Origin of the sequence: Uliginosibacterium sp. H1 (assembly GCF_036017065.1) — a bacterium.
Taxonomy (GTDB): Bacteria; Pseudomonadota; Gammaproteobacteria; order Burkholderiales; family Rhodocyclaceae; genus Uliginosibacterium.
In genome coordinates, this window is the sequence record NZ_JAYXHR010000001.1 from 1824780 (window position 1) to 1844554 (window position 19775).

Here is a 19775-nt window from a genome sequence, read left to right on the forward strand (position 1 = left end):
CTTCGTGTCGCAGGTGGCCGTCGGCAAGCGTGCCCGGCTGAGCGTGTTCGGCAGCGACTACGCCACGCCGGACGGCACCGGCGTGCGGGACTACATCCACGTCGTCGACCTGGCCCGGGGCCACGTCGCGGCACTCAGGCGCCTGGCGGAACGCAGCGGCGTCCTCACGGTCAATCTGGGCACGGGCCGCGGCTACTCGGTGCTGGAAGTGGTGAAGGCCTTCGAGGCCGCCAGTGGCCGCCCGGTGCCTTACGAACTCGTCGCGCGTCGCCCGGGCGACGTTGCCCAGTGTTACGCCGAACCGGCACTGGCCGAACAGGAACTGGGCTGGCGTGCCAGCCTGGGGCTGGATGCCATGTGCCGTGACGCCTGGAACTGGCAGAGCCAGAACCCGGCAGGCTACCCGGACTGACAGATGCGGCAGCGCTGCCGTCACTACAACCAACAACACACAAAAAAGAATTCCCCCCTTCCCTCGTTTTCAGGAAGTACATCATGTCCCTGCAACCCGTGATCCTCTCCGGTGGTTCCGGCACCCGCCTGTGGCCTGCCTCCCGCGAAACCTATCCCAAGCAGCTGCTGGCGCTGGTCGAAAAGGACACCCTGCTGCAAGCCACGGCGCGCCGCCTCGACGGCCTGCCGATGACGGTGGCCAAGCCCATCGTCGTGACCAACGAGGAATACCGTTTCATCATTGCCGAGCAACTGCGCCAGTGCGGCCTGTCCGGTGGTGCCATCGTGCTAGAGCCGATCGGCCGCAACACCGCGCCCGCCATGGAGCTGGCGGCCCTGGCCGCGCGCCATGGCGGTGAGGACCCGGTACTGCTGGTCATGCCGTCGGACCACGTGATCCGCGATGCCGCGGCCTTCCGCAAGGCGCTGGAAGAAGGCTATGCGTTGGCCAACGATGGCGCGCTGGTGACCTTCGGCATCGTTCCGGATCGCCCCGAGACCGGCTACGGCTACCTGCGCATCGGCGGCCCCTTCGGCCGCGCGGCGACCGCCCGCGGCCTTGCCGCCTTCGTCGAGAAGCCGGATGCCGAGCGTGCCGCCCACTACGTCGCCAGTGGCGAATACCTGTGGAACAGCGGCCTGTTCATGATGAAGGCATCGGTCTGGCAGCGTGCGCTGGCGCGCTTCAACCCGGGCATGTCGGCCGCCTGTGCGAAGGCCGTCGATCTCGCCAAGAAGGATCTGGACTTCGTCCGCGTCGATCGCGAAGCCTTCGCGGCCTGCCCGTCGGACTCCATCGACTATGCCGTGATGGAGAAGATCGGCCAGGCGCCGGAACTGGGCGCCGCCGTGGTCGTGCCGCTGTCCGCCGGCTGGAGCGACGTCGGTGCGTGGGACGCGCTGTGGCAAGTCTGCGACAAGGATGAGGCCGGCAACGTGGCGCGCGGCGAAGCGCTGCTGGAAGACACCCAGGACAGCCTGGTGTTCGCCGAGAGCCGCGTGGTGGCCACCCTGGGCATCAAGGACACCATCGTGGTGGAGACCCCGGACGCCGTGCTGGTGGCTCACAAGGACCACACGCAGGACGTGAAGAAGATCGTCAACCGCATCAAGGCCAGCGGCCGCCCGCTGGCCCAGAGCCACCGCAAGGTGTATCGCCCCTGGGGCTGGTACGACAGCATCGACATGGGCGAGCGCTTCCAGGTCAAGCGCATCGTCGTGAATCCGGGCGCCAAGCTGTCCCTGCAGATGCACCATCACCGCGCCGAGCACTGGATCGTCGTCAGCGGCACCGCCGAAGTCACCAATGGCGACAACGTCCTGCTGCTGTCGGAGAACCAGTCCACCTACATCCCGCTGGGCACGACGCACCGTCTGGCCAATCCGGGCAAGGTGCCGCTGGAGATCATCGAGGTGCAGTCCGGCTCCTACCTCGGCGAGGACGACATCGTGCGCTTCGAGGACACCTACGGCCGTACCAAGTAACGGGCTCACCGGGGACGGCAATGATCGAGCTGACCACTCAGCGCAATGTTCTCGGCGGGCCGCTGCTCGCCTGCAGCTACGCCCCGCTGACCGGCTTCCAGCGCAACGGCTGTTGCGACTCGGACCCGGCCGACCTCGGCCGCCACATCGTCTGCGTGAAGACCAACGAGGAATTCCTCGCCTTCAGCGCGGCCTGTGGCAATGACCTCAGCACGCCACGGCCGGAATATCGCTTCGCCGGCCTGCAGCCCGGTGACCGCTGGTGCCTGTGTGCGGCGCGCTGGCTGGAAGCGTGGGAAGCCGGCGTGGCCCCGGCGGTGGTACTGGCCGGCACGCATGAAGACGTGCTGGACCTGATTCCGCTGGAAACACTGAGGCTGCACGCCATCGACGCCTGAATCCCGCTGCTGCAGCAAGCCCGCAAAGGGCCTTGAAGCCTCGCTTCAAGGCCCTTTTTCTTTCCTGAAGTCCCTCCATGAATCCCTGGCTCAAGCGCCACTTTGGTTTCTTATAGCAACTTTATAGTTGCTTTACGCAACCATATTGCGTAGCATGGCCGGCTCCAGAAGCACATGATCTGCCCCGAATGCCCCGCCAGCCCGATAGCGCACTGTTGCGCGAAACGATGATCCTTTTCGAAGTCTCGCAGCGACGCCTGCTGCTCGGCCTCGGTTCGCTGACCCCCAACCGCCTGCTCATCGTGCTGATGCGCAAGGGGGCCTTGACGCCCACCGATCTGGTGCGCATCACCGGCCTGGAGAAGAGCTGGATCAGCCGTGCCGTCGACGGCCTGGTGGAAGAAGGCTTCGTGCAGAAAGCGCCCAGCGCCACGGACCGGCGCAGCGTGCGCCTGACGCTCACCGACGCCGGCCTGGCGCAGGCGCAGCGCGTCGACGCAGCGCTCGAGGACAATTCCCGCAGCCTGCTGGCAGCGCTGGATACCGAGCAACGTCGCGCCCTGATTGCCGCGCTGGCTCCGCTGCGCGACGTCCTGAAGGACCGCGCACCATGAACGCCGCCCCGCGCACCCTCCGCCACTCCCTGCTGGCGATGATCGGCATCTGCCTGGTCATCATGCTGATCGCCGTGGACTCCACGGTGGTGGGCACCGCCCTGCCGCGCATCGTCGCCGAGCTGCAGGGCTTCGAGCTGTACCCGTGGATCGCCTCCGCCTATCTCATGACCAACGCGGTGCTGATCCCCATCTCCGGACGGCTGGGCGACCTCTACGGCCGCAAGCCATTCGTCATGGCGTCCGTCATCATCTTCACCCTGGCCTCGGTGCTGTGCGGCATGGCCGACAGCATGCTGCAGCTGGTGCTGGCGCGCGGTCTGCAGGGCGTGGGCGGCGGCATGCTGACCGGCGTCGCCTTCGCCTGCATCAGCGACCTGTTTCCCGACCGCCTGCAACGTGTGCGCTGGCAGGCCATGCTGTCTGCCACCTTCGGCATCTCCACCGCCATCGGCCCGGCGCTGGGTGGCTGGATGACCGAGCACCTGGGCTGGCGCAGCGTGTTCTACGTGAACGTGCCGATCGCCGCGCTGGCGATCCCCGTCGTGTGGCGCTACCTGCCGCAGATCGTCCATCACGAGGGCGAGGACCGCAGCATCGACTGGGTGGGCGCCATCCTGCTGGCCGTCGGCGTATGCACGCTGCTGCTGGCCACCGAGGAAGGGCCGACCATCGGCTTCACCAGCCCGTTGTTCCTGGGCCTGGCACTGGCGGCCATCGTGGTCGGCGTGCTGTTCGTCCGTCACCAGATGGGCTCGCGCTTCCCCATCATCCCGGCGCGGCTGTTCTCAAACCGTGCGGTGCGCCAGCTGAGCCTGCTGGGCATGATGACCGGGCTGATGATGTTCGTGCTGGTGTTCTACGCGCCGCTGCTGCTGCAGGGCGGCTTCGGGCTGTCACCGAAGGCCGCGGGGCTGGTGGTAACGCCGCTGCTGGTGTTCATCACGGTCGGCAGCATCGCCAACGGCCGCCTGCTGCCCCGCCTGCAGAAACCGGAACGCCTGATCGGCTGGGGCCTGTTGCTGCTGATGGTGGGCTGCCTGCTGCTCAACCTGATCCGTGCCGACAGCCCGCAGGCCCTGAGCATGCTGGCCTTCGCCATGTGCGGCCTGGCGCTGGGTTTCCAGCTGCCCAACCTCACCCTGCACATCCAGACGGTGGTGGAGGCGCGCGACCTGGGCATCTCGTCGGCGCTGATCCAGACCACCCGCATGCTCGGCAGCATGCTGGGCGCCAGCCTGGCCGGCGTACTGGTGCACCTGACCTACAGCAATCGCATCACCGCCGCGCTGGCGCAGGCCGGCGTGAGCCATGCCGAGGTCGCCCGCCTGCTGGCCACGCCGCAGATCCTCATCCGCGGCGAAGACCAGGCGGCCTTGCAGACGCTGGGGCAGCAACTCGGCTTCGTGCCGCAGGCGCTGCTGGACCAGGCCCGCGACGGGCTGATCGCCGGCGTGCACTACGCCTTCCTCGCCTGCGCGCTGATCGCGCTGGCCAGCTTCCTGCTCAGCCGGTCCCTGCCGCCGTTCGTGCTGCACCGACCCGCCGGCAAGCCGGCCTGAGCCGGACTGCGCGCCGGCCACGGCCAGTGCGCCCTCAACTGCCGTCGCTGGTGCCTACCGAGATGGGCGGCTCGTCTTCCTCGTCTGCCGGCGGCTGGATGCCCAGCTCGCCGGGCTTGTGACGCTTCTCGCCATAGCGCAGGCCATCCGGATTGCTTTCGGTCGCGAAGGCATCGTCCTGCCCGAAGTCACCGATCACCGTCGGGCGCTCCGCGTCGTTCGCAGCCTCCGGCGCCGGGCCGGGCTGTTGATTTGTCTTGGTCTGGGACATTCTGTCTTTCTCCTGGAAGGGGGCTCTCCGGTTCAGGGAACCTCTTCGTTTCAGGATAGGTCAGCAGCGTGTTAGTTCCCTCGGGAATGGCGCCGGCCCATCCGGCGACATCCCTTTCGCATCGCAGGAATCCGTAAAGCCGCTATAACAATCAGGTAACCACCAGGAGCGTTGGCGATGGGCAATGGACCCGCAGCAGGCAACTTGGCAGCAACCGATCCCGCTTTCTCCACCGCCCATGCACCCGCCGGGCCACGCGCGGTCCTCGGCCTCCACGAGGCCATCGCCATCATCGTCGGCATCGTCATCGGTGCCGGCATCTTCAAGGCCCCCGCCCTGGTGGCCGGCATGACCGGCAGCGCGCCCTGGATGTTCGGCGCCTGGCTGCTCGGCGGCCTCATCTCCCTCATCGGCGCGCTGTGCTATGCCGAACTGGCCACGGCCTACCCGCATGCCGGTGGCGACTACCACTTCCTGCGGCGTGCCTTCGGCCGGCCGCTGTCGCTGGTGTTCGCCTGGGCGCGCTTCTCGGTCATCACCACCGGTTCCATCGCCCTGCTGGGCTTCGTGTTCGGCGACTACCTCGCCAGCGTCGTGCCACTCACCGCCCTGACGCCGGGCTGGAATTCTGCCGTCTACGCCGCCGCCGCCGTGGGGGTGCTGACCTGGGCCAACCTGCGCGGCATCAAGACCAGCAGCACCGCGCAGGTCCTGCTCACCGCCGTCGAGGTCGGCGGCCTGCTGCTGATCGTCATCGCCGGCCTGTTCCTGGTCGGCGACGGCAGCCTGACGCCACGCGCGGCGGAAGCCGGGCCGGCTGCCGCACCCTCGCTGTCCGGCTTCGGCCTCGCCATGGTGTTCGTGCTGCTCACCTACGGCGGCTGGAACGAAGCGGCCTACATCAGCGCGGAACTGCGCGACCAGCGTCGCAACATGGTGCGCGCCCTGGTGCTGTCCATATTCATCATCACCCTGCTCTACCTGCTGGTGGCCTGGGCCTACTGGAAGGGGCTGGGCATCGCAGGCATGGCGGCCTCCAACGCGATCGCGGCCGACCTGCTGGCACGCGCCTTCGGCCCGACCGGCAGCACGGTCATATCGGTGCTGGTGGCAATCGCCGCGCTGACCTCGATGAACGCCACGATGATCGTCGGCGCCCGCACCAGCTACGCCTGCGGCCAGGACTGGCCGCTGCTCGCACGACTGGGGGAATGGGATGCCGCGCGCAACACGCCTGCCGTGGCGCTACGGGTGCAGAGCCTGGCCGCCCTGCTGCTCATCGCGCTGGGCGGATTCGTCGGCGGCGGCTTCCGCGCCATGGTGGAGTTCACCTCGCCGGTGTTCTGGCTGTTCTTCCTGCTCTCCGGCATCGCGCTGTTCGTGTTGCGCCGTCGCGAGCCGCACACGCCGCGTCCCTTCAGCGTGCCGCTGTACCCGCTGCTGCCCGCCATCTTCTGCGCCGTCTGCGCCTACATGCTGTGGTCCAGCCTGTCCTACGTGTACAGCCAGTCGCTCGGCGGCCTGAATGCCGCGTGGATAGGCGTGGCGGTGCTGGCGGTCGGCGTGCTGCTGGTGGTGTTCATGCGACCGCCATTGCCATCGGCGCAGCCTGCCACTTCCGCCCAGCAATCCTGAAAGATCCGGAACGACTCTCCAACCGCGTTCTCACCTGCGTTCCCTTCCACCACGAGGAGCCCGTCATGGAAACGTCATCGCAAACGCCGTCGTTGATCCTGCAGCCTGCCCGTCGCAACTTCATCGTCACTGGAGCCACGGCGCTGTTCGCCGCCATGGCCAGCGGCCGTGCGCTGGCCCAGTTCGGGCCGGAGGGGAAGCTCGACGTGCCCTACGTGCCGACGCCGATGCCGGTGGTGCAGAAGATGCTGGAGATGGGTGAGGTGACGAAGGACGACCTCCTCTACGACCTGGGCTGTGGCGATGGCCGCATCGTCAGCACCGCGGCCAAGGAGCGCGGCGCACGCGGCGTGGGCATCGATCTCGATCCCGACCGCATCAAGGAAGCCCAGGCCTACGCCAAGACACAGGGCGTGACCGATCGCGTGAAGTTCATGCAGGCGGACCTCTTCAAGAGCGACTTCTCGCCGGCCACGGTCGTCACACTGTACCTGCTGGATTCGGTCAACCAGCGTCTACGCCCTCAGCTGTGGAAGCAGCTGAAAGTCGGCACGCGCGTCGTCTCGCACGACTTCAGCATGGGCTCGCAGTGGCCGCCGGAACGCACCGAGCGCGTCGGCAATTCCACGATCTACCGCTGGACCATCACGGAAGCGCACAAGCGCGCCTGAGTGCAGCCGCTGGCACGGCATCGCGGCTGAGGCTCCATGAGCCTCGCCGCATCACCCCAGGTGCGAAATGCGGTGCCGCCCGCCATCGCCTTCCGGCAGCGGGCGCACGCCCTCCTCGTCCAGCGCGCGCGCCCAGGCCTGGATCTGCTCGGGGCTCGCACGCCCCACCGCCACCCCCACTGCCAGCACGTCGATGACCAGCAGGTGGAGGATGCGCGAGATCATCGCGATGAACTCCGCGCCATCCTCGCTGTGGTCCACCGGGATGCACACACTGGCACGCCGCGCCAACGGACTCTGGCTGGCCGTGATGGCGATGACCTTGGCGCCGGCATTCAGCGCGGCGTCCGCGGCGGCCACCAGTTCCGGCAACCGCCCCCGGCTGGACACCACCACCGCCACGTCGCCCGGCCCCAGCAGGCCGGCCGCGAGCTGCTGCATGGTCGGGTCGGGATAGGCCGCGGTCGGGATGCGGAAGCGGAAGAACTTGTGCTGCCCGTCCATCGCCACCACGCTGCTGTTGCCCATGCCGTAGAACTCGATGCGCCGCGCGGTGCGCAACAGCTCGGTGGCCTCGGCCACGGCCGCCGTGTTGAGGCTGTCGCGCAGACGCAGGATGGCGCTGGCGGTGTTGTCCAGCACCTTGGCGCTGATGTCCGGCGCGGTGTCGCCGTGGCGCACCTGGCTATGCCGTATGGGTACGGTGCCGGTCAGGCCGGACGCCAGCTTCAGCTTGAAGTCGGACAGACCCTGGAAGCCCAGCGAACGACAGAAGCGGATCACCGTCGGCTGGCTGACCGCCGCCTGCCGCGCAATCTCCCCCACCGGGTCGCCCAGCACCGCACGCGGCCGCGCCAGCACCAGCTCGGCCACTTGCTGTTCGGCGCGTGACAGCCGCTCCAGCGCGGCCCGCACGCTGTCCAGCAGCGGGCTGCTTTCGCTGCGCCCGCCGGCCCCCCGCAAGGCTTCGGCGAGGATGGCCGACACGCCGAGGAAGGCCGGGTACGGCGCGGTAATCAGGTAGCTGGGAATGCGTGCCATGTAGTCCGAGAAGCGCCCCTTGGCCTCGAAGCGGGCGCGGAACGGCGAGCGTGCGAACAGCTCACCCAGGCGCGGCACGATGCCGCCACCGATGTAGATGCCGCCGAAGGCCCCCAGTGTCATCGCCACGTTGGCGGCCACCGTGCCGAGCATGGCGCAGAAGCACTCCACCGTTTCGACGCACAGCGCATCGCTGCCGGCCAGCGCGGCATCGACGATCTGTGGCGTGGTGAGGGTGGCCGCGGGCTGCCCTGCCCGCGCCGCCAGCGCCTGGTAAGTCAGCTCGATGCCCGGGCCGGACACCAGGCGCTCCGCCGACACATGCGGGTAGCGGCGCCAGGTGTGCTGCAGCACGAACAGCTCGCGCTCGTCGCAGGGGGCGAAGCTGACGTGGCCCCCTTCGCTGCCCAGCGTGATCCAGCGGTCCTCGGTCGGAATCAGGCCCGACACTCCCAGGCCGGTACCGGGGCCGAGCAGGCCGATCACCGCGTTCTCGCGCGCGGCACCGCCGCCGATCTTCAGGCGCTGCGCATCGTCCAGCCGCGGAATCGCCATCGCCAGCGCGGTGAAGTCATTCACCACCAGCAGGGTGTCCAGCTGCAGCGCGATGCGCGTGGTCTCGATGGAGAAGGACCAGTCGCGATTGGTCATGCGCACCAGGTCGCCATCGATGGGATTGGCAATCGCGATCGCCGCGTGGCGGATGCCTTGCGTGTCCCCGGCCACCTGCACGCGCGACAGGTAGGCACGCACCACCGCCTCCACGCTGCGGAAGTCGTCGCAGGCCAGCACCTCGATCTGCTCGATGCGCCCCGGCGCAAACTCCAGTGCGAAGCGCGCATTGGTCGCACCGATGTCGGCCAGCAGGCGGGGGCCGTCTGGATGGTCGGTGCGCAGGACGGAGGATGTGCGGCTCATGATGCTTGGTCGATCGGCAGCGCTCACTGGATGCGCCGCTCCGTCTTCGGGTCGAAGTACACCGACTTGGTGAGGTCGAACATCAGCTCCATCTGCTCGCCGGCCTTCTTCGCGAAGTCCGGGCAGACCCGCGCCGTGACGCGCGCGCCGTTGATGTTCACCAGCATCAGCGTGTCCGGCCCGGTCGGTTCGGTCAGCTCCACGTCCAGCGTCTGGCGGATGACATGCGGGTTGGGGCCGTGGCTGTCGACCACTTCGGTGATCTGCTCGGGCCGGATGCCGAAGATGATCTCGCGGTCCAGGTAGGCGCCCAGGCCGTCGCCGTTCACCGCCGGCACCGTGAACGGCTTGCCGCGACTCTCCAGCGCCAGGGCGAAACCCGTGCCCTGCTGCTGCACCCTGGCCTTGATGAAGTTCATCGACGGCGAACCCATGAACCCCGCCACGAACAGGTTGGCCGGGTTGCGGTAGATCTCGTTCGGCGTGCCGAACTGCTGCAGCTCGCCGGCCTTCATCACCGCGATCTTGTCGCCCAGCGTCATCGCCTCGATCTGGTCGTGCGTCACGTAGACGATGGTGGTGCCGAGGCGCTGATGCAGTTGTTTGATCTCGGTGCGCATCTCGACGCGCAGCTTGGCGTCGAGATTGGACAGCGGCTCGTCGAACAGGAACAGCGTGGGGTTGCGCGCAATCGCGCGGCCCATCGCCACGCGCTGGCGTTGGCCGCCGGACAGTTGCGCCGGACGCCGGTCCAGCAGGTGGCCGATCTGCAGGATCTGCGCGACGCGATCCACCGTGGCGTCGCGTTCCGCCTGCGGCACCTTGCGGATCTCCAGGCCGAAGGAAATGTTCTCGCGCACCGTCATGCCGGGGTACAGCGCGTAGGACTGGAACACCATGGCGATGTCGCGGTCCTTCGGCGACAGGTCGTTCACCCGGCGGTCGCCGATGTGGATGTCGCCTGAGGTCACGTCGTCCAGCCCGGCGATCATCGACAGCAGCGTCGACTTGCCGCAGCCGGACGGGCCGACGAGGATGAGGAACTCGCCCTTGGCGATCTCGAGGTCGATCCCCTTCAGGATCTCCAGGCCCGCATAGGATTTGCGGACCTTGCGAATGGACAATGCACCCATGTTGTTCAGCCTTTGACGGCGCCGGCCGTCAGCCCGCGCACGAAGTATTTGCCTGCGACGACGTAGACGAACAGCGTGGGCAGCGCGGCGATCACCGCTGCGGCCATGTCCACGTTGTATTCCTTGACGCCGGTGGAGGTATTGACGAGGTTGTTCAGCGCCACCGTGATCGGCTGGCGCTCACCACTGGAGAACACGACACCGAACAGGAAGTCGTTCCAGATCTGCGTGAATTGCCAGATGACCGTCACCACGATGATCGGCCCCGACAAGGGCAGCACGATGCGACGGAAGATCAGCATGAAGCCCGCGCCGTCGATGCGTGCCGCGGCGATCATCTCGTAGGGGATGGTCACGTAGTAGTTGCGGAAGAACAGCGTGGTGAAGGCCAGGCCATACACGACGTGCACGAAGATCAGCCCCGCCGTGGTGTTGGCGATGCCCAGCACGCCCAGCGTCTGCGCCATGGGCAGCAGGATCGCCTGGAAGGGGATGAAGCAGCCGAGCATCAGTAGCATGAAGAAGGCGTCCGCGCCCTTGAAACGCCACATCGTCAGCACGTAGCCGTTGAAGGCACCGATCAGCGTGGAGATCAGCACCGCCGGCACGACGAAGCTCATCGAATTCCAGAAGTACCCGCTTAGTCCTTCGCAGGTGATACCGGTGCAGGCGCTGCTCCAGGCTTTCACCCAGGGCTCGAAAGTGATCTTGCTCGGGAAGGCCATGATGCTGCCGGCCTTCAGCTCGTCCAGATCCTTGATGCTGTTGAACAGCATCACAGTGAGTGGCAGCAGGTAGTACAGCACGCAGTAGAGCAACAGCGCGTACACCGTGACGCGCCACGGCGTCAGTCTTCTCTCATCCATGGCGCGCCCTCCTCAGCTCCGAGTACATGAAGGGCACGATGATGGACACCACGATCATCAGCATCACGATGGCCGAGGCCGCGCCGAGACCGATCTGGTTGCGCGTGAAGGCGTAGGTGTACATGAAGGTCGCCGGCAGGTCGGACGCGAAGCCGGGGCCGCCGCCGGTCAACGCCATCACGAGGTCGAAGCTCTTGATGGCGATGTGCGCGAGGATCATGAAGCTGGAGAAGAACACCGGCCGCAACGAGGGCAGGATGATGCGGCGGTAGATCATCGGCATGCTCGCACCGTCGATGCGCGCGGCCTTGATGATGGAGTCGTCGATGCCCCGCAGGCCGGCGAGGAACAGCGCCATGACGAAACCGGACGACTGCCAGATACCGGCGATGACCACGGTGTAGATCACCATGTCCGGGTCCTTGATCCAGTCGAAGACGAAGCTGGTGAAGCCGAGGTCGTTCACCACTTTCTGCAGGCCGATGGAGGGATCGAGAATCCACTTCCAGGCCGTGCCGGTGACGATGAAGGAGAGTGCCAGCGGGTACAGGAACACCGCGCGGATGAAACCCTCCGCACGGATCTTCTGGTCGAGCAGGATGGCCAGCAACAAGCCCATGGCCAGGCAGGCGAGGATGAACAGCCCGCCGAACACAGCGAGGTTCTGCAGCGCCAGCCACCAGCGGTCGTTGCCGAACAGTTCGACGTAGCGCTGGACGCCATCGAATTCGTAACGCGGCAGCAGCCGCGAAGGCGTCATCGACAGGACCGCGGTCCAGATGATGAAGCCGTAGAAAAACACCACACAGGCGACGAAACTGGGCGCGACGACGATCTTGGGCAAAGCCCGCTCGACCGCATCCGCCCAGCTCCCGCGACTGCTGGCGGGGCCCAGGGTTTGAGCTTGGGACATGACAGGAAAACTCCGGCAGGACAGGAGGTGGAGCGCACCGGCACGCCACCCCCACAACCCGCAAAGACTCAGGAAAGAACAGGAAGACGGGCCGCACCGGGCGGCCCGTCAGCTCACTTGGTCTTCGCTGCGGCCGCCAGCTTCGCCACGGCGTCCTTCGACGCCTGGTTCGAGTTGAAGAAACTGGTCACCACGTCCTGCATGGCACCGGAGGTGGAGGCCGGCACCGCCATCTGGTGCGCGATCGAGGGAACCAGCCCGCCGCCCTTCGCGGTGTCGGTGAAGTCCTTGGCGGAAGTCTTGGCGCAATCGTCGAACTTGGCCATCGACACACCGCTGCGCACCGGGATGGAACCCTTGTTCAGGTTGAACACCTCCTGGAACTCGGGGCTCATCACCGCGGCCGCGAAGTCGGACTGCGCCTTCGGCGCGTCCGCCGCCTGCTGCTTGAAGACGATGAAGCTGTCGATGTTGAAGGTGAAGGATTTCTCGGTGCCCGGCGCGGGCAGGCACAGGTAGTCCTTGCCAGGCACCTTGCCGGCGGCGGTGAACTCGCCCTTGGCCCAGTCACCCATGAACTGCATGCCGGCTTTGCCGTTGATGATCATCGCGGTGGCAAGGTTCCAGTCTCGGTTGGCGGCGTCCTTGTCGATGTACTTACGCACGCTGCGGAAGGTGTCGAACACCTTTTCCATCGTCGGGCTGCTCAGCGCCTTCGGGTCCAGCTTGACCATGCTGTCCTCGTAGAACTTGGCACCGCCCACGCCCAGCACGATGGACTCGAAAACGGTGAAGTCCTGCCAGGGCTGGCCACCGTGCGCCACCGGCACGAAGCCTGCCTTCTGCAGCTTCTCGGCGGCGGCCGGGAAATCGGCCCAGGTCTTCGGCACTTCGGCGCCGGCCTTCTTGAACACTTCCGGGTTCACCCACATCCAGTTGACCCGGTGCACATTGACCGGCACTGCGACGTAGCTGCCCTTGTACTTCATGACGTTCGCAACCACCCCGGGCAGCAGACCGTCCCAGTTGTTGGCCTTGGCGGTGCCGTCGAGATTGGCGAGCACGCCCTCCGCCCCCCATTCCTGGATGCTGGGGCCCTTCACCTGCGCCGCGGTCGGCGCCTTGCCGGAGACGACACGGCTCTTCAGCACGGTCATCGCGTTCTCGCCGCCACCGCCGGCCACGGCGAAGTCCTTCCACTTGTTGCCACGAGCCTCGACCATCTTCTTCAGCTCGGCAGCCGACTTCGCTTCACCACCGGATGTCCACCAGTGCAGCACCTCCACCTCGGCGGCGCCCGCCGCGTGCATGCCCAGGGTCGCCACCGCAATGGCGGCCAGTTTCAGCTTGAACATTTGTCACCTCTCCTTCGGGATCGAAACGCGGCCTCCTTGCCGCATCCATGCTTGCGCACGGTCTTTCATTCCAGTGCGGAGGGCGCCAGCGCCCGCCACACAACCGTCCCGGCTCCAGCCGGTGTTGTTGAGCCGCGCGCCCTGTGGCGCGCGTTTGCCGGCGACGGGGGAGTGCCGCCGGGAATCCCGTGTTCTCTTCTGTTCAAACTGCTGTGCGACACCGCGCGCAAATGGCGCGCCGGCACCGTCCGGTGTAGCGCGCCGGCTCAGTCCTCCAGCGACAGGAAGCTGGCGCCCTCTTCCGCCGGGCCGACGGCGTGGCGCATGTTGCCGAACAGCTCCCGACCCAATCCGTATTGCGGCGCCTGGATGTCGAAGCGGGCCGGCTCACGCGCTTCGAACTCGGCCGCGTCGACTTCCAGTTGCAGGCTGCCGGTGTCGGCGTCGAGTACCACCATGTCGCCGTCGCGCACGCGCGCCAGCGGACCACCGCAGGCCGCTTCGGGCGTGACGTGGATGGCCGCGGCTACCTTGCCGGACGCACCGGACATGCGCCCGTCGGTCACCAGCGCGACCTTGAAGCCCTTGTCCTGCAGGTTGGCCAGCGTCGGCGTCAGCTTGTGCAGTTCCGGCATGCCATTGGCACGCGGCCCCTGGAAGCGCAGCACCGCCACGAAGTCGCGCTCCAGTTTGCCGGCCTTGTAGGCGGCGATCAGGTCGTCCTGGCTTTCCACCACGACGGCCGGCGCACGGATCACGCGGTGCTGCGGCTTCACGGCGGACACCTTGATGACCGCGCGGCCGAGGTTGCCCTGCAGCAGGCGCAGGCCACCATCCGGGGCGAAAGCCTTGGGCAGCGGCGCCAGTACCGTCTCGTCGCCGCTGACAGCCGGGGCATCGCCCCACTGCAGCTGGCCGTCGACCAGTTGCGGCAGCCTGGTGTAGTGGTGCAGCCCCTCGCCTGCGACGGTCAGCGTGTCACCGTGAAGCAGCCCCGCGCCCAGTAGTTCGCGGATCAGGAAGGACATGCCGCCGGCATTGTGGAAGTGGTTCACGTCGGCGCTGCCGTTCGGATACACCTTGGCCAGCAGGGGCACCACATGCGACAGGGCCTCGAAGTCGCCCCAGTCGATGATGATGCCGGCCGCGCGCGCGATCGCCACCAGGTGCAGGGTGTGATTGGTGCTGCCGCCGGTGGCGAGCAGGCCGACGATGCCGTTGGCGATCGCCCGCTCGTCGACGACGCGACCGATCGGCGTGAAGGCGCTACCTTCCGCCGTGATCTCCACCGCACGCGCCGCGGCGGCACGCGTCAATACCTCGCGCAACGGGGTACCAGGGGGAATGAAGGCAGCGCCGGGCAGGTGCAGGCCCATCACTTCCATCAGCATCTGGTTGCTGTTGGCAGTGCCGTAGAAGGTGCAGGTTCCAGGCGCGTGGTAGGACTTCGCCTCGCTCTCCAGCAAAGCGTCCTGTCCCACCTTGCCAGCGGCATAGAGTTGCCGCGTCTTGGCCTTCTCGTCATTGGAGATGCCGGTGGGCATGGGCCCGGCCGGCACGAAGATGAAAGGCAGATGCGCGAAACGCAGCGCGCCGATCAGCAGACCGGGGACGATCTTGTCGCAGATGCCCAGGCACAGCCCGGCGTCAAACATGTTGTGCGACATGGCGATCGCGGTCGCCATGGCGATGGTGTCGCGCGAGAACAGCGACAGTTCCATGCCGGCCTGACCCTGCGTGACGCCGTCGCACATCGCCGGCACGCCGCCGGCCACCTGCGCCGTGGCGCCTGCCGCGCGCGCCGCGGCCTTGATGATGTCCGGGTACGTACCGTAGGGCTGGTGCGCCGACAGCATGTCGTTGTACGCGGTGACGATGCCAAGGTTGGGCGCCTTCATCACCTTGATGCGCAGCTTGTCGTCCTCGGGGCTGGCAGCAAAGGCGTGCGCCAGGTTGGTACAGGAAATCTGGCCGCGGTAGGGCGACCCGGGAATCGCGGCATCCAGGCGTGCCAGATAACGTGCGCGGCGCTCCTTGCTGCGGGCACGGATGCGCTCGGTGACGGCTTCAAGTTCAGGATTCAGGCTCATGAGGAACTCGGCGAAGAAACGGTTGGCGACCGCCGTGCGCGCAGACTTTTCGCTGAAAGCAGATTCAGGAGATTTTGCGTGAGTGTAGTATTGCTACACATCACCCGCAAGATGTATCAACCCTGAAGCGTATTCATGGAAGTCCGCAGCCGGCACCATGTCATTAACATCAACAACATAAGAGACATTACGGGCAATTCAATCCTGCTTTCCAGCGCTGAACGCTGGTTTCCCGGCATGTAGCATGACTACATGTTTACCCTGAGCGCCCGTTGCAGCACTGTAGTTTTACTCCCTATACTGGCAGTGCAGCAAATACCGCCGACCCGTCCTTTTCCGGAGATCCGCCTCGATGCCCGACACCTCCAACACGCCTGACATCGTCATCTTTGGCGGCACCGGCGACCTGGTGATGCGCAAGCTGCTGCCCTCGCTGTACCGCCTCCATGTCTACAAGCTGCTGGACCCGGCCACCCGCATCGTCGGCACCGCGCGCAGCAAGCTGGACCGGGACCAGTACCTGGCGACGGCCACCGAGGCGGCGCGCAACTTCCTGGGCAAGGACTTCAAGGACGACGTGTGGGCGGAGTTCGCGCAACGCATCGACTACGCACCGGTAGACGCCCGCGAGGCACATAGTTTCAACGCCCTGTCGCAAGCGCTTGCAGTGCGCCTGGCGCCGCGCGTGTTCTACCTGTCCACCGCGCCCAACCTGTTCTCGGACATCTGCCGCAACCTCTCCGACAACGGCATGATCACGCCGGGCAGCCGCGTGATCCTGGAGAAGCCGCTGGGCTTCGACCTCGCGTCCTCGCAGGCGATCAACGACGAGGTGGGCGCGCACTTCGCGGAAGACCACATCTTCCGTATCGACCACTACCTCGGCAAAGAGCCGGTGCAGAACCTGATGGCGCTGCGCTTCGGCAACAGCCTGTTCGAGCCGCTGTGGCGCCGCGAGTGGATACGCGACGTGCAGATCACCGTGGCCGAGCGCATCGGCGTGGGCTCGCGCGGCGAGTTCTACAACGAGACCGGCGCGCTGCGCGACATGGTGCAGAACCACATCCTGCAGACCCTGTGCATCGTGGCGATGGAACCCCCCGCCTCCATCGCGCCGGACGCCGTGCGTGACGAGAAGCTGAAGGTGTTACGCGCGCTGCGCCCCATCGCAGCCTCCGAAGTGCCCCAGGTCACCGTGCGCGGCCAGTACAAGGCCGGCGTCATCGACGGCCAGGCGGTGAAGGGCTACCTGCAGGAAGAAGGCATTCCTGCCGACAGCCGCACCGAGACCTTCGTCGCCATCAAGGCGGAGATCGACTCCTGGCGCTGGGCCGGCGTGCCCTTTTTCCTGCGTACCGGCAAGTGTATGCAGGACCGGGTGACCGAGATCGTCATCAACTTCCGCAGCGTGCCGCACTCCATCTTTGCGCACGGCGCGTTGAAGAACTACACCAATCGCCTGGTGATCCAGATGCAGCCCTACGAGACGGTCAAGCTGCACATGATGGGCAAGGAACCCGGCGACGACATGAACCTCGAGCCGGTGACGCTCGACCTGGACTTCCGCGAAGCCTTCCAGCGCCGCCAGCTGGAAGCCTACGAGCGCCTGCTGATGGATTCGCTGCGCGGCAAGCTGACGCTGTTCGTGCGCCGCGACGAGCAGGAGGCCGCCTGGCGCTGGGTGGAGCCCATCCTCGACGCCTGGGCTGCCTCGCCCGACAAGCCCAAGCCCTACAACGCGGGCACCTGGGGACCGGCTGCATCCAGCGCGCTGGTCGGCCGGGAAGGCCTATCCTGGCACGAGGAAAGCTGAGCAGCGGCTGGACAGGCCACTGCTGCACGGGCCATAACAAAGCAAAGCAGCACGGCGAAGCAGCGCAGCAACACGGCGTGAAGCAACACAGCGGGACAAACAGACAACCGGAGACCACGCGTTGTGCAGTGTCGCGCAACGCGTAGCGGAACAACTTTCGCGGATCACCACACAAACCGTCATGCGTACCAGCCTGCAAGTCCATCATCACAGCAGCGCCGAGGAGCTTGACCTGGCGCTCGCGCGCTTCGTCGCGACGCGCCTGTCCGAGGCCCTGATCGCCTGGGGCGAAGCTTCGCTGGTGGTATCCGGCGGCCGCACGCCCACCGGCTTCTTCGAGCAGCTGGCCCGCCAGCCGCTGGACTGGTCCGGCATCAACGTGACGCTGGCCGACGAGCGCTGGGTGGGTGAAGACGACGAGCAGAGCAACGCGCGCCTCGTCCGCCAGCATCTGCTGCAGGGGCCGGCCGCCGCGGCCCGCTTCATCCCGCTCTACCACCCCGCCGCCACGCCGCAGGACAGCGCAGCTGCCGCCTGCGAAGCGCTCGCACCGCTGGACGACGCCTTCGATGTCGTCGTGCTGGGCATGGGTGAGGACGGCCACACCGCATCGCTGTTTCCCGGCAGCCCGCAACTCGACGCAGCACTGCATGACACCGGCAAGCCCTGCCTCGCGGTCGAGGCCAGCAAGCCGCCACGCGACCGGCTCACCCTCACGGCGGCCCGGTTGCGCCATGCGCACCATATCGTCCTGCACGTCACCGGACAGGCCAAGTGGCGGGTGCTGGGCACCGCACTGGCCAGTGGCCCGATGACGGAGTACCCGGTGCGTGCCCTCATCCAGCACGAGCATCCCTCACGCCATGTCTTCTGGACTGCCTGACACCGCCCGCACCGGCGCCGCCACCTACCCACGCATGGTGGGCGACATCGGCGGCACCAATGCGCGCTTTGCCTTCATCGCCGGCCCTGGCGCCGCGCTTTCCAACATCGACACGCTGCCGGCCGCCGATCACGCCGGCCCGGCGGAGGCCATCCAGGCCTGGTTGAAACGGCATGGCCTGCCCGTGCCCTACGCTGCCGCCTTCGGCATCGCCAACCCGGTCAGCGGTGATGCCATCCGCATGACCAACCACTCCTGGGCGTTCTCGATCGAGGCCGAGCGCAAGAAGGTCGGCCTGCAGTCGATGCGTTTCATCAACGACTTCACCGCGCTGGCGCTGTCGCTGCCCTACCTCTCCGACGAAGAGAAGCGTGCGGTCGGCGGCGGGCAGGCCATGGCCGGCGCCGCCATCGGCGTCATCGGCGCCGGTACCGGGCTGGGCGTGTCCGGCCTGCTGAAGTGCGGTCACGACTGGGTGCCGATCGCGGGCGAAGGAGGTCACGTCACCATCGCCACGCGTACCGACGAGGAGGCCGCCACCGTGCGCGTCCTCGCCCGCCAGTATGGCCACGTGTCTGCGGAACGCGCCCTCTCCGGCCCGGGTCTGCTGGCCCTGTATGCGGCACTCGGCGAACTGCGTGGCCTCCCCACGCCATTCGACGAGGCCGCGGAGATCAGCGAGGCCGCCGTGCAGGGGCGCGACCCCCTGTGCGTAGACACCTGCAACATGTTCTGCGCCCTGCTCGGCACCGCAGCGTCGGACCTGGCGGTCACCCTCGGCGCCCGTGGCGGCATCTACATCGGCGGTGGCATCGTGCCGAAGATGGGCGAGTTCTTCCTCGCCTCGCCCTTCCGCAGCCGCTTCGAGGACAAGGGGCGCTTCTCCGCCTACACCGCGGCGATTCCCACCTGGATCATCACCGCGCCCTACCCCGCGCTCACCGGTGCCACAGTCGCGCTGCAAACGCTCGACGTCGCTGCTTGAGCACCAGCCGCGAGGCGCAAGCCTTCACCACGGAGCTTCGCCACGCGCTGGAACAGGCGGCCGACGCGGCGCGCGCGGCGGCCATGTCCGCCTACATGAAGCGCCACTTCGCGTTCTTCGGCATTCCCAAGCCTGCGCGTGCAGCACTTCAGAAGCCGGTGTTCGCCTTGCTGGGCCGCAACCCCGCGCCGTCCCTGCTGACCGCAATCGCGCAGGGCCTGTGGCAATACCCGGAACGCGAGTGCCAGTACGCCGGTTGTGACCTGCTCATCCGCCACGCCGCACGCCTGGAAGCCGGGGATCTGCAAGCGGTCGCCGACCTGATCACGCAAAGATCCTGGTGGGACACCGTGGATGCGCTGGCGACGCGCGTGGTCGGCGAGCTTGCGGCCCGCCATCCTGCCCTGCTGCCGACGCTGGACGCCTGGGCCGTCGATGACAACTTGTGGCTACGCCGCAGCGCCCTGCTCTACGCCCTGCACCACGGGCCGGCCACCGACAGGAACCGGCTGCAGGCCGCCTTGGACGCCAACCTCGGCCACGGCGATTTCTTCATCCGCAAGGCAATGGGCTGGGCGCTACGACAATTCGCCCGGCATGACCCGGACTGGGTGCGGCACTACCTCGCATCGCGCGGCGAGGCCTTGTCCGGCCTCACGCGCCGCGAAGCCGCCAGGCATCTGTAGGGG

Annotated in this window: 18 protein-coding genes; 11 read left to right on the forward strand and 7 right to left on the reverse strand. The window is 67.0% G+C overall.

Annotated features, from left to right (window positions below; all coding sequences use genetic code 11):
• The 5 genes from VVD47_RS08230 to VVD47_RS08250 all read left to right on the forward strand — a co-directional run.
• The coding region (locus tag VVD47_RS08230) for a GDP-mannose 4,6-dehydratase (protein ID WP_327602921.1) at positions 1–412 on the forward strand (412 nt) is incomplete at its 5' end.
• A gap of 83 nt (positions 413–495) precedes the next feature.
• A complete protein-coding gene (locus VVD47_RS08235; RefSeq protein WP_327602922.1) occupies positions 496–1938 on the forward strand; it encodes a mannose-1-phosphate guanylyltransferase/mannose-6-phosphate isomerase in 1443 nt (480 codons plus the stop codon).
• Between the two features lie 20 nt (positions 1939–1958).
• Positions 1959–2336 (forward strand): DUF2237 family protein, encoded by a 378-nt coding sequence (locus tag VVD47_RS08240; protein ID WP_327602923.1) that lies wholly within the window; start codon positions 1959–1961, stop codon positions 2334–2336.
• A gap of 188 nt (positions 2337–2524) precedes the next feature.
• Positions 2525–2950 (forward strand): MarR family winged helix-turn-helix transcriptional regulator, encoded by a 426-nt coding sequence (locus VVD47_RS08245; protein ID WP_327602924.1) that lies wholly within the window; start codon positions 2525–2527, stop codon positions 2948–2950.
• Entirely contained in the window at positions 2947–4512 is a 1566-nt protein-coding gene (locus tag VVD47_RS08250; RefSeq protein WP_327602925.1) for an MFS transporter, read from the forward strand. The genes VVD47_RS08245 and VVD47_RS08250 overlap by 4 nt, the downstream gene beginning before the upstream one ends.
• A 34-nt stretch (positions 4513–4546) precedes the next feature.
• Here VVD47_RS08250 and VVD47_RS08255 read toward each other — a convergent pair whose 3' ends face one another.
• On the reverse strand, positions 4547–4783 hold the full coding sequence (locus VVD47_RS08255; protein WP_327602926.1) for a hypothetical protein: 237 nt from the start codon (positions 4781–4783) through the stop codon (positions 4547–4549).
• Positions 4784–4987: 204 nt separating this feature from the next.
• On the opposite strand from VVD47_RS08255, the gene VVD47_RS08260 reads away from it, so the two are divergent.
• A complete protein-coding gene (locus tag VVD47_RS08260) occupies positions 4988–6418 on the forward strand; it encodes an APC family permease (RefSeq protein WP_327602927.1) in 1431 nt (476 codons plus the stop codon).
• Between the two features lie 65 nt (positions 6419–6483).
• Positions 6484–7089: a class I SAM-dependent methyltransferase gene (locus VVD47_RS08265; RefSeq protein WP_327602928.1), complete on the forward strand. Its 606-nt coding sequence runs from the start codon at positions 6484–6486 to the stop codon at positions 7087–7089.
• Between the two features lie 51 nt (positions 7090–7140).
• Here VVD47_RS08265 and VVD47_RS08270 read toward each other — a convergent pair whose 3' ends face one another.
• The 6 genes from VVD47_RS08270 to edd form a co-directional block, all read right to left on the reverse strand.
• Positions 7141–9048, reverse strand: coding sequence for a glucokinase (locus VVD47_RS08270; protein WP_327602929.1), 1908 nt, complete (start codon positions 9046–9048; stop codon positions 7141–7143).
• Between the two features lie 23 nt (positions 9049–9071).
• Positions 9072–10181, reverse strand: a complete 1110-nt coding sequence (locus VVD47_RS08275) for an ABC transporter ATP-binding protein (RefSeq protein WP_327602930.1) — start codon at positions 10179–10181, stop codon at positions 9072–9074.
• Between the two features lie 5 nt (positions 10182–10186).
• Complete coding sequence (locus tag VVD47_RS08280) at positions 10187–11047, reverse strand: carbohydrate ABC transporter permease (RefSeq protein WP_327602931.1); 861 nt, start codon at positions 11045–11047, stop codon at positions 10187–10189.
• A complete protein-coding gene (locus tag VVD47_RS08285) occupies positions 11040–11960 on the reverse strand; it encodes a carbohydrate ABC transporter permease (RefSeq protein ID WP_327602932.1) in 921 nt (306 codons plus the stop codon). Before VVD47_RS08285 ends, VVD47_RS08280 begins: the two co-directional genes overlap by 8 nt.
• Positions 11961–12073: 113 nt before the next feature.
• Positions 12074–13315, reverse strand: a complete 1242-nt coding sequence (locus VVD47_RS08290; RefSeq protein ID WP_327602933.1) for an ABC transporter substrate-binding protein — start codon at positions 13313–13315, stop codon at positions 12074–12076.
• Positions 13316–13581: 266 nt separating this feature from the next.
• A complete protein-coding gene (edd, locus tag VVD47_RS08295) occupies positions 13582–15405 on the reverse strand; it encodes a phosphogluconate dehydratase (RefSeq protein WP_327602934.1) in 1824 nt (607 codons plus the stop codon).
• A 352-nt stretch (positions 15406–15757) separates the two neighbouring features.
• Here edd and zwf point away from each other — a divergent pair, with 352 nt between their 5' ends.
• The 4 genes from zwf to VVD47_RS08315 all read left to right on the forward strand — a co-directional run bounded on the left by zwf (position 15758) and on the right by VVD47_RS08315 (position 19772).
• The gene (gene zwf, locus VVD47_RS08300) at positions 15758–17218 is read left to right on the forward strand and encodes a glucose-6-phosphate dehydrogenase (protein ID WP_327602935.1); all 1461 of its coding nucleotides are present in this window, start codon (positions 15758–15760) and stop codon (positions 17216–17218) included.
• Positions 17219–17399: 181 nt separating this feature from the next.
• A complete protein-coding gene (gene pgl / locus VVD47_RS08305; RefSeq protein ID WP_327602936.1) occupies positions 17400–18101 on the forward strand; it encodes a 6-phosphogluconolactonase in 702 nt (233 codons plus the stop codon).
• On the forward strand, positions 18082–19086 hold the full coding sequence (locus tag VVD47_RS08310) for a glucokinase (protein ID WP_327602937.1): 1005 nt from the start codon (positions 18082–18084) through the stop codon (positions 19084–19086). The genes pgl and VVD47_RS08310 overlap by 20 nt, the downstream gene beginning before the upstream one ends.
• Positions 19083–19772, forward strand: a complete 690-nt coding sequence (locus VVD47_RS08315; RefSeq protein ID WP_327602938.1) for a DNA alkylation repair protein — start codon at positions 19083–19085, stop codon at positions 19770–19772. Before VVD47_RS08310 ends, VVD47_RS08315 begins: the two co-directional genes overlap by 4 nt.
• Positions 19773–19775 lie beyond the last annotated feature (3 nt).